Genomic DNA, 9,820 nt, shown 5'->3' on the forward strand with positions numbered 1-9,820 from the left:
CCCACCGCCCTAACTGCGTGCTCGCAACCGCAGCCGGTAGCGGACGATGCCGATGAAAACGACGGCCAGCAGCACGAGCATGCCCATGTCGAGCAGCCACGCGCTGCGCACATGGCGCCACAACCGGTCGGAGGGCAGCGCCGCCTCGATGTTGTTCAGGTCCACCGTCGACGCCGCGGCGGCGAAACCCCAGCGAGCTGGCACTACCCATGACGTCTGGTCGAGGAGCATTCGCCCCGTCACCGGGATCAGGCCGCCCGCCATCACCATCGACACCATGATGACCACCACAAGCATCGGCAGCACCTGTTCGGTGGAGCGCGCCAGCGACGACAGCGCCAGGCCCACCATCGCCGAGGCAATGGCCGTCAAAGCCAGGGTCAGCCACAGCTCGACGACGCCGGCCGCCACACTGTGGCCCAACAGCACCCCGCCGTGCGACGGCGCGCCTTTACCGATGGTCATGATGACCACCATCAAAGCGGTGTCGATCAGCGCCGCGGCGCTGAAGACAAGGACTTTCGCCATTAGATAGGCCGACGCCGATAGACCTACGGCCCGCTCGCGCTGGAAAATCATCCGCTCGCCGACCAGGTCACGCACGGTCAGCGCGGTCCCCATGAACACCGCGCCGATGTTGAGCAGGATCAGGATGTCGATGGGCTCCTCGGGCTGCGGCCCGGTCGGGTTGGCGTATCCCAACCCGGTGTTGCCGGGCACCGCCAGCGACAGCACTCCGAGCACGAACGGCAGCAGCGCCAAAAATGCGAAGTACCCGCGGTCGGCGGTGATCAGCCGGGCTTGACGACGGGCCAGCGTCTCGACCTGACGCCATCGGCTGGTCCGCGGCGGTCGGCCCAGCGGCGCCGCCCCGGCGGTCGGCGATGGCCGTCGCGGAGGGGCGGGGTGGCGTGCCAGAAACGCCCGGTGCACACCGTCGGGGTCGGTGCTGACCCGGGCGAAGATGTCGGCCCAGTCGGTGCTGCCCATCGCCGCCCCGATTTGCGCGGGCGGGTCGGCGAAGGCGGTCTTGCCGCCCGGCGCCAGCAGCAGCAGCTGGTCACACATACTCACGTAGGTCAGCGAATGCGTGACGACGATGACGACCCGGCCGGCGTCGGCGAGCCGGCGCAGCATCGTCATCACCTGCCGGTCCAGCGCCGGGTCCAGCCCCGAGGTCGGTTCGTCGAGGATCAGCAGCGACGGGCCGGTCAACAGCTCCATCGCCACGGACGCGCGTTTGCGCTGCCCGCCGGACAGCTTGTCGACGCGAGTCTTCTTGTGGGGCGTCAACTCCAGCTCGTCGAGCACCCGCTTGACCACCTGTCGGCGATCCTCGATCGAGGTGTCGGGCGGCAGTCGCAGTTCGGCGGCGTAACTGAGCGCCTGTTCGACGGTGAGCTGCCGATGCACGACGTCGTCCTGGGGCACCACCCCGATCCGCGAACGCATCGAGGCGTACTCGGCGTGCACGTCGTGCCCGTCGAAGGCGACCACGCCGGCGCTGCGCGGCAGCGCACCGCCAATCAGCTTGACCAGCGTGGATTTTCCGGCGCCGGACGGCCCGATCACCGCGGTCAGCGTCCCGGGTTTCGCGGTGAACGACACATCCTCGAGCAGTTGGCGCCCGTCAATGGTCAGCGCCAACCCGTGGGCGGTCAGCCCGCTGGTGCGGGTCGCCGCGGGCTGCGGCACCAGGGTGTTGCCGGTCGCGAGCAGGTCGGTATTGCCGATGGTGACGACGTCGCCGTCGTGCAGCATCGCCCGCGTGATCAGGGTGCCGTTGACGAATGTGCCGTTGCTGCTGTTGTTGTCGCGGATCTCGAGACCGGCCGGGCTGGATACCAGCACCGCGTGCACGCGGGAGGCCAGCGCGTCGTCGACGACGACGGTGTTGGTCTTCGCGCGACCGACCGTCACCAAACCCGACGATCCTCCCGTCCGCGGCGGAACCGGTCGCCGCGGCTGCCGTCCGGCCGAATGAAGCGGCGGCCGCGTCTGCGTTCGGGTCGGGGGCGGCGGGCCCGTCGGCCGGAACATGGCCCTCTTCGGGCCGGTGCCCAGGGTCTCGTCGGGTATCCGGTCCAGCGTCCGCGGATTGCGGGGTCCCGACATCGTCGCCGATGCGGCGACCCGGAATGTCAGCTGCGGGCCACGCGGGCTGCCCAGCATGATGGTCAGGCGGTCGTGGATGGGCACCAGGGTGGCGCGCGAACCGGCGACGTAAACGCCGTTTTGGCTTTTGTCGACGACGACCCACTGCGAGCCGTCGAACCGCAGGATCGCATGCACCCGCGATATCAGCGTGAGGTCGTCAGGGTTGATGTCGTGGAAGCGGATGTCGCAGTCGCGGTCGCGGCCCACGATGACGTCCCGGTCGACCGGAAACGTGTACATCGCCGATCCGAGCCACACCGTCAATGGCGGCACGCCGATACCGCTCGCCGCGGCGAGCTTAGTCGTGTTACCGCCGTCCGACGGCGTGCGGCTGCGATCTGTCGGTGCCATCCAATGCTTTCTTATACCCCGGGATCCTGTGCGCAACGCATACGAAGATATAGCCACATCCAGCAACGACAAGTGGCCAGCGTGGAGTCGCTGCCGCGTGGTGATCTGATCGACGCTAAACCTTTACTTGACGTGGGGATCGCTCGGCGTTGACCATAAAACCGTGCGCCGACTGTTGGGTTCGCTGTGCGCTACGGTGTGCACTGCCTTTGTCACCCTGGCGGCAGCTCCAACGGGTGGTGCAGTCGGCGCACCCTGGTTCGCCCCTTGGGTCGGCAACGCGACACAGGTGATTTCTGTTGTCGGAGTTGGCGGTTCGAACGCGAAGTTGGATGTCTACCAACGAGGCGCCGCGGGCTGGCAACCGGTCGCGGCCGGCATACCTGCCCATGTCGGATCGGCAGGTCTTGCGCCGCAGGCCAAAAGCGGATATCCGGCCACCCCGATGGGGGTCTACGCACTGCCGTTCGCATTCGGAACCGCGCCCAATCCCGGTGGCGGATTGAAGTATGTGCAGGTCGATTCGAACCACTGGTGGAACGGCGATGACAACAGTCCGACCTTCAACACGATGCAGGTCTGCCAGAAGGCTCAGTGCCCGTTCGACACCGGAGCAAGTGAAAACCTCGAGATTCCGCAGTACAAACATGCGGTGGTGATGGGCGTCAACCCAAACCGTGAGCCGGGCAAAGGCGCTGCGTTCTTCTTCCACACCACCGACGGCGGCCCGACCGAGGGCTGCGTGGCGATCGACGACGCCACGCTGGTGCAGATCATCCAGTGGTTGCAGCCGGGCGCCGTGATGGCGATCACCCAATAAGCTTCAGCCGCAATCGATTTAGGCCAGAGCGTTACCGGGCCTTACCTTGAAGTCGAGGTTCGCTAGCGACATGGTCGCATCGTAGGTCCGGTCGTATCCCGTCGCGCTGATCCGCCAACCGTCGGCGGTGCGACGATAACGGTCGCGATAGAACCCGGCACCGATCAGCATGAAGTTGAACTCGGCCACGATCACGCGGTCTTGCAGATACCAGCGACCGGTCGCCTCATCACCGGTCACGGTGATCTCCGGATGAGTCACCCGGTGCTCGGTGATGACGCCCGGCCCCAGTGACGAGCGCATGAAATCGACCAGGTCGGCACGATTGGTGAAGTGGTGCTCCTCGCCGAGCGACGACCCGTAGTCGCCCTTGACGTCCTCGGTGAGCGTGTCGGCGAAGTCGTCCCAGTGTTTGGTGTCCAGCCCACGCAGATAGCGGTACTTGACCTGTTCGATCGCAGCGACGTCGGCGAGATATGCGGCGTGATTCTGAGGGCTCATCACGCCATTGCAGCACACGCCGGCGGGGACCCGCCGTGCAGGTAATGGGTGACCATATCGATCAGCGCGCGTCGCTCGCGGTGCCAGTCGATCGAGGTGCCCACGATCATCTGCACCAATACTACACCCCGCAGCGTCGCCCAAATCACCTCCGCCACACCATCATTGGAGGGATCATCGGTTATCAGCCGGCCGAGCTCGGCGATCGCCGCATTCATCTCCAGCAGGTGGCGTCGTGACGACCCGCCCGGGCCGCCGCGGTTGGCCCGCAGGATTTCGAACGCCGCCATCGAAGTCGGACTGCTGTAACAACTCCACGCGGTGTCGACGACGACCTCGATGCGCTCGCGCAGTGGCAGTTCACTGACGTCGGCCGAAGACAGGCTCTCCAGCAGCTTGGCCACACCGTCGTCGACGACGGCCATCAGCAGGCCGTTGCGGTCACCGAAGTGATACTGGATCACCCCCCAGGTGACGCCCGCGCGTTCGGCGACGTGCTTGGCGGTCGCGGCGGCGAACCCCTCTTCCGCGATGCAGCGGACGGTCTCATCGATGATCTTCGCCCGGGTGTCGTCCCCGCGTTTGCGCGGCGCGTCGGTCCGTCGAGTGGGGCTGACGGACCGGCGTGGATTCCGGCTTGCGGCAATAGACATTATTGACTTTATAACATAGTTGCGACTATTTTTGGGGCCGTGACCCAATCCCGCTATGCGCAGCTGTCCCGCCAGGAATTGGCTGTCTTGGTACCCGAGCTGCTGCTGATCGGGCACATGATCGATCGCTCCGGCATGGCGTGGTGCATTCAGGAATTCGGCCGCGAGGAGATGGTGCAGATCGCTATCGAGGAGTGGGCCGCCGCCAGCCCGGTCTACACCAAGCGGATGCAGCGGGCGCTGAACTATGAGGGCGACGACGTGCCCACCATCTTCAAGGGCCTACAGCTCGACATCGGCGCGCCGCCGCAGTTCATGGATTTCCGCTACACCATCCACGACCGCTGGCACGGCGAATTCCACCTGGACCACTGCGGCGCGCTGCTCGACGTGGAGCCGATGGGCGACGAGTACGTCTACGGCATGTGCCACACCATCGAGGATCCGACGTTTGACGCCACTGCGGTGGCGACCAACCCCCGCGCGCAGATGCGTCCCATCCATCGGCCACCCCGGGTGCCGTCCGACCGGCATCCACACTGCGCGTGGACGGTCATCATCGACGAGTCCTATCCGCCCGCCGAGAGCATCCCGGCGCTGGACATTGTCGCCCAAACCCGTGCTGCAACATGGGAACTCGGTGTGATCGATCGATCCGATGAGGGGTTGGCCGACTATTCGGGCCCGCTGGTCTCCGACCTCGACTTCGGTGCTTTCTCGCATTCGGCGCTGGTACGGATGGCCGACGAGGTGTGCCTGCAGATGCACCTGCTGTATCTGTCCTTCGCGATCGCAGTGCGAGCACGCGCCGGGTCGGACGCCGGGCTGGCCACCTCGGTTGGTACCCGCCAACTGATCGGCTTGGCCGGGCTCGGTGCGGAGCGCATCCACCGGGCGCTGTCGTTACCCGGCGGGATCGACGGCGTGCTGCAGGTTTTCGGGTTGCATCCGCTGTTCAACCCGATTGGCTACGTCAACGCCGAGACATCGGGCCGGCTGCGCGTGCACCAATCACCGGCCCATGACGATGCCGCGTGGATCTCGTTGTGCTCGCCGGGGTCGACGCAGCCGTTGCAGGCGATCGCCACCGCGGTGGACCCGCGTATCGAAGTCCGGATCACGGGCAGCAGTACCGACTGGTCTGCCGACTTATCCGAAAATGACACTCCTGCAACCGAGCTGCCGGAGGTATCGGTGGCCAAGGTCAGCGGCGGGTCGACGTTCCAGTTCCAGCCGAGGCGATCGCTGCCGCTGACCGTGGTGTGAGGCCGGCCCAGATCTGTCAAGACGTCGGCTGTATCACTTCGGTGACACAACCGCATCGACCGCATACCGATCAGGTTGTGCCCGACCGTCTTAGCGCGGCCGCAGTTATGGTTAACGCTGGCCACCGACCGCTATCGACGAAGGTATTCGCTTTATGTATGACCCGTTGGGGTTATCGATCGGGACCACCAATCTAGTCGCGGTCCGCAGCGGGAATTCACCCGTCTCGCGCCGCGCGGTGTTGACTCTTTTTCCTGATCGCGCACCGGAACTCGGTGTGCCCGTGGAGGGCCCGGATGGGGCCGATACCGGCACATTGATGACCGGCTTCGTCGAGCGGGTCGGTAGGTCAAGCACTCTGACGTCTGCCGACGGGTCGACGCATGATCCTGCACTGTTGCTGGTAGAGGCCCTCGATGCGTTGATCACCGAAACCGGTGGCGACGCATCGACGTCCAACATCACGATTGCCGTTCCCGCGCACTGGGAACCGCGAGCCCTGCGAGTACTGCAGGACGCGTTGTGCACGCATGCCGGCTTCGTCCGGGGCGGCATGTCCCCGCAGCTGGTTTCGGATTCCATTACCGCGTTGACGGCGCTGAACTCCGATGACCGCCTGCCTGTCGACGGTGTGGTGGCGCTACTCGATTTCGGCGCTGCCGGCACCAGCATCACGCTGGCCGACGCCGCATCAGGTTTCACCCCCATCGCCGACACGGTGCGCTACCCGGAATTCTCCGGCGACCTCATCGATCAGGCGCTGCTGGTTCATGTATTGGAAAACGTCGGTCACACCAAAGGGATTGATCCCGCCAGCACAGCCGTCATCGGGCAGTTCGGCAACCTGCGAGAGGAATGCCGGCTGGCCAAGGAGCGGCTGTCCGACGAGACGGCGACCGAGCTGGTCTTTGAACTGTCGGGACAGCGTGCCAGCGTCCAGGTGAGTCGAGCCGAGCTGGAGAGCCTCATCGAAGATCGGCTCAGCGGCGTGCTCTCGGTGTTCGATGACATGTTGCGGCGCAGCAGAGTTCGCCGCAGAGATCTCGCCGCGGTGGCGATGGCCGGCGGCTGCGCCAAGATTCCGGCTGTCGCCCAGCGCCTTTCGGCTCACGCGAAGGTGTCGGTCGTGACCGCCGTTCAGCCCGGGTTCGCCATGGCGGTCGGCGCGCTGATGCTCTCCGCGCGACAGCCGGTCGAGTACCACGAGCAGGAGGACGAGCTCGAATCGACGACGATGGCCGCCATGGTGGGTGCGTCCAGTGCCAGCTTCGCGGCGTCCACCGACGCGCTCGGTGCCTCGACGGGCTCGTTTGGCGTGCGTACCGGCGCGTTTGAGGACGCGTCCGAGACGCTTCACCAATTGGCCTGGTCGGAGGCCGACGACTCGGCCAACGAACCGGTGGTCTATACCGGTGAGCCATATGACGACGACGCCCGCGCTACACCGTCTCAGCTGCCGCAACTGCCGAAGTATGAGCCGCCGGAGGAGCTGCGCAGCGCAAATCGGTTGCCGCAGCTGTTTTTAGGAATCGCCGCTCTGGTCTCGATGGTCGCCATCGGCGGGGTGGCATTTACGCTGACGAGCACAACCAGCCACCCGGTGCCCCCGGCGCCCAGCAGCACGTCGGCCGTGCCGCCGCCGCCACCCAGCTCCAACCTGCCGTCGCCAAGCCTCCCGCCACCAAGCCCGCTGCCGCCACCGCCTCCGAGCACCGAGCCGTCGGCCACTGTCGCGCCGCCGGTCACCAGCGAGGCGCCGCCGCCACCACCGGTGACGACGTATCAGGCGCCGCCGAGGACCACGCAGCAGGCGACGAGCACTACTCCCACGACGACGACCACCACGACCCCGACCCCGACCACGACCACACCCCCGCCGCCCAGCACGACGACGAGCACGACACCGTCGGTGGTGATGACGACGACGTACTTGAAGCTCCCGTTCGTGCCGGTCCCGATACCGATTCGGGTGCCGGAGGGGCAGGGCGGCGCGAACCAGCCGCAGAGCCCCTATCAGCCGCAGAGCCCCTATCAGCCGCAGTATCCGTACGGGAGTCCGGGGTTCGGCTACTAGGCGTGGCGCAAGTTGCCCGTTATGCGCACACTGGGTGGTATCTGTATGAGCTGCCAGGAGGCCGCAATGGACGACAACGGTCGATTCGGATTCGATCCCGACGACTTCGAGCGGGTGTTCCGCGACGCGAGCGAAGGACTGCGCGAGGCATTCGACGGGATCAGCCGGTTTTTCACCATGCCCGGTGACCGGGCGGGGTGGTCCGGTGTTCTCGAAGACCTGGCCCGGCGGATGCGGACCAGGCCAGAAACCGCCGGCGAGGCCGGTGACGGTGTTTGGGTGGTCTACACCCTGAGCGCCGACGGCGGCGCCCGGGTCGAAGAGGTGTACCCCACCGAACTCGATGCGCTGCGCGCGAACCAGGGCAACACCGACGCAGCCCGCAAAGTCCGATTCCTGCCCTACGGAATCGCCGTCAGCGTCCTGGACGGTTCACAAGGTTCAGACGAAGGTTCAGACGAAACGCCGTAACCACCTGGTCCAGCACCGGTGCGGCTGCCGGACCGCGAGTGGGGCGATCGGAAAAACAGGACACATTCGGGGGTACCGCGCAACAATGTTGAACATGTGCCCTCGCCAGATCGCTCGTTTCGTTGCTGCTGTGCTGCTAACCGCTTGCGGATTGCTGACCGCACCCATCACCATCGCGGCCGCGCAGCCATGCCCCGACGTCGAGGCGGTATTCGCCCGCGGCACCGGTGAACCGCCCGGTGTCGGCATGACCGGACAGCCATTCGTCGACTCGCTGCGCTCGGCAGTCGGGGCCAAGTCGCTCGACGTGTACCCGGTCAACTACGAAGCCAGCAGCAACTTTTCTGACCCCATCGCGTTCGCCCAGAGCTTCGCCGACGGGATCAAGGACGCGGGCAGTCACATCGAGGCCACCGCGGCGAACTGCCCCAAGACCCGGATCGTGCTCGGCGGATACTCCCAGGGCGCGGCCGTGGCCGGCTCCGTCACGTCGGCTTCCATACCGGCGGGGATACCGGCCGAATACGTACAGATGCTGCCCAAGCCGATGCCGCCGGAGGTGGCTAACCACGTCGCCGCGGTCACGCTCTTCGGAACGCCGTCGGCTCAGTGGCTGCAAAACTACGGCGCACCGGCGCTCGTCATCGGTCCACTGTATGTGCCCAAGACCCTCGAATTGTGCACTGCCGGTGACACCATCTGCGATGGCGAGGCCGGCGGGGCGCCGAGCATCGCGCACGTCGAATACGCGGTCAATGGTATGACGGGCCAAGCCGCGGACTTCGCCGCGAGCCATCTGTAGCTTCAGTCGGTTTGGTTCGCCATGATGGTGGCGAACAGCGTGCTCATTTCGTCAGCGGGACTGCCCGGCACCGTGTAGTCGGTGTCGGCGCGGATCTCTTCGAAATGATCGCGGACCTCCTCGACCGATAGCGCGGGACTGTAGAAACCCTTCGTCCTGCCGATGAAGAACCGCGCGACGTGTCCGGCGCCTACTGTGTAGATCTCTCCGGAGACCGGGCAGTCCCGGTGCGTCAGGAAGGCCGCCACCGGTGCCACCAGGCCCGGCTCCAGCTTCTGAAGGTATCGGGCGGCAAGGTCATCCAAGATCGCTTGCGCCGATGCGTCATCTTGTCGGCCGGCGCCGTCGATGGAGTGCGCCAGCATCCGTGTGTAGGCGATCGGGGCGATGGCATTGACCTTGATGTTGTGGTCGGCCCCCTCGGCGGCAAGCACCCGGGTCAGGCCGATCAACCCGGTCTTGGCCGCGCCGTAATTGCTCATCCGCTCGGCGCCCAGGATTCCGGCGGCAGAACAAGTGTTGAGGATTCGGCCGTACCGCTGTGCGCGCATCACTTTCCATGCCGGCCTGGTCACGTAGAACGCGCCCTTCAAGTGCACATCCAACAGGGGCTCGAGCAGATCGGCGGTGAGGTCCTCGAACGGCGCGTCGCAGACGATGCCAGCATTGTTGATCACGATGTCCACTCGGCCCCAGGTGCGCAGCGCGGTGTCGATGATCGCCTG

The 9,820-nt window shown here is 65.9% G+C and carries 9 protein-coding genes; 5 read left to right on the plus strand and 4 right to left on the minus strand.

Annotation, left to right across the window (positions count from 1 at the left end):
- Positions 1-9: 9 nt before the first annotated feature.
- Positions 10-2,508: an ATP-binding cassette domain-containing protein gene (locus VEI45_RS07490; RefSeq protein WP_324851739.1), complete on the minus strand. Its 2,499-nt coding sequence runs from the start codon at positions 2,506-2,508 to the stop codon at positions 10-12.
- Between the two features lie 163 nt (positions 2,509-2,671).
- Here VEI45_RS07490 and VEI45_RS07495 point away from each other — a divergent pair, with 163 nt between their 5' ends.
- Positions 2,672-3,328 carry a L,D-transpeptidase gene (locus VEI45_RS07495; RefSeq protein WP_324851741.1) on the plus strand — a complete coding sequence of 219 codons (657 nt, stop codon included), beginning with the start codon at positions 2,672-2,674 and terminating at the stop codon, positions 3,326-3,328.
- 18 nt (positions 3,329-3,346) lie between these two features.
- On the opposite strand, the gene VEI45_RS07500 is transcribed toward VEI45_RS07495, so the two are convergent.
- The gene (locus VEI45_RS07500) at positions 3,347-3,847 is read right to left on the minus strand and encodes a nuclear transport factor 2 family protein (RefSeq protein WP_324851743.1); all 501 of its coding nucleotides are present in this window, start codon (positions 3,845-3,847) and stop codon (positions 3,347-3,349) included.
- Positions 3,829-4,482: a TetR/AcrR family transcriptional regulator gene (locus tag VEI45_RS07505; protein WP_324851745.1), complete on the minus strand. Its 654-nt coding sequence runs from the start codon at positions 4,480-4,482 to the stop codon at positions 3,829-3,831. Before VEI45_RS07505 ends, VEI45_RS07500 begins: the two co-directional genes overlap by 19 nt.
- A gap of 39 nt (positions 4,483-4,521) precedes the next feature.
- Between VEI45_RS07505 and VEI45_RS07510 the strand changes: the two genes are divergently transcribed.
- From VEI45_RS07510 to VEI45_RS07525, 4 genes are all read left to right on the plus strand, one after another.
- Complete coding sequence (locus tag VEI45_RS07510; protein WP_324851747.1) at positions 4,522-5,748, plus strand: hypothetical protein; 1,227 nt, start codon at positions 4,522-4,524, stop codon at positions 5,746-5,748.
- 154 nt (positions 5,749-5,902) lie between these two features.
- Positions 5,903-7,822: an Hsp70 family protein gene (locus VEI45_RS07515; RefSeq protein ID WP_324851749.1), complete on the plus strand. Its 1,920-nt coding sequence runs from the start codon at positions 5,903-5,905 to the stop codon at positions 7,820-7,822.
- Positions 7,823-7,888: 66 nt separating this feature from the next.
- Positions 7,889-8,293 carry a hypothetical protein gene (locus tag VEI45_RS07520; RefSeq protein ID WP_324851751.1) on the plus strand — a complete coding sequence of 135 codons (405 nt, stop codon included), beginning with the start codon at positions 7,889-7,891 and terminating at the stop codon, positions 8,291-8,293.
- A 94-nt stretch (positions 8,294-8,387) separates the two neighbouring features.
- A complete protein-coding gene (locus VEI45_RS07525; protein WP_324851753.1) occupies positions 8,388-9,095 on the plus strand; it encodes a cutinase family protein in 708 nt (235 codons plus the stop codon).
- A 2-nt stretch (positions 9,096-9,097) separates the two neighbouring features.
- Here VEI45_RS07525 and VEI45_RS07530 read toward each other — a convergent pair.
- On the minus strand, positions 9,098-9,820 hold a 723-nt coding region (locus VEI45_RS07530), incomplete at its 5' end, for an SDR family NAD(P)-dependent oxidoreductase (RefSeq protein ID WP_324851755.1).

The organism is Mycobacterium sp. (genome assembly GCF_035623875.1).
Taxonomy (GTDB): Bacteria; Actinomycetota; Actinomycetes; order Mycobacteriales; family Mycobacteriaceae; genus Mycobacterium.

Bases quoted from the DNA above. Each gene is read 5' to 3' on its own strand.
- VEI45_RS07490 (WP_324851739.1), bottom strand. From the start codon at position 2,508: ATGGCACCGACAGATCGCAGCCGCACGCCGTCGGACGGCGGTAACACG.
- VEI45_RS07505 (WP_324851745.1), bottom strand. From the start codon at position 4,482: ATGTCTATTGCCGCAAGCCGGAATCCACGCCGGTCCGTCAGCCCCACT.
- VEI45_RS07515 (WP_324851749.1), top strand. From the start codon at position 5,903: ATGTATGACCCGTTGGGGTTATCGATCGGGACCACCAATCTAGTCGCG.
- VEI45_RS07520 (WP_324851751.1), top strand. From the start codon at position 7,889: ATGGACGACAACGGTCGATTCGGATTCGATCCCGACGACTTCGAGCGG.
- VEI45_RS07525 (WP_324851753.1), top strand. From the start codon at position 8,388: ATGTGCCCTCGCCAGATCGCTCGTTTCGTTGCTGCTGTGCTGCTAACC.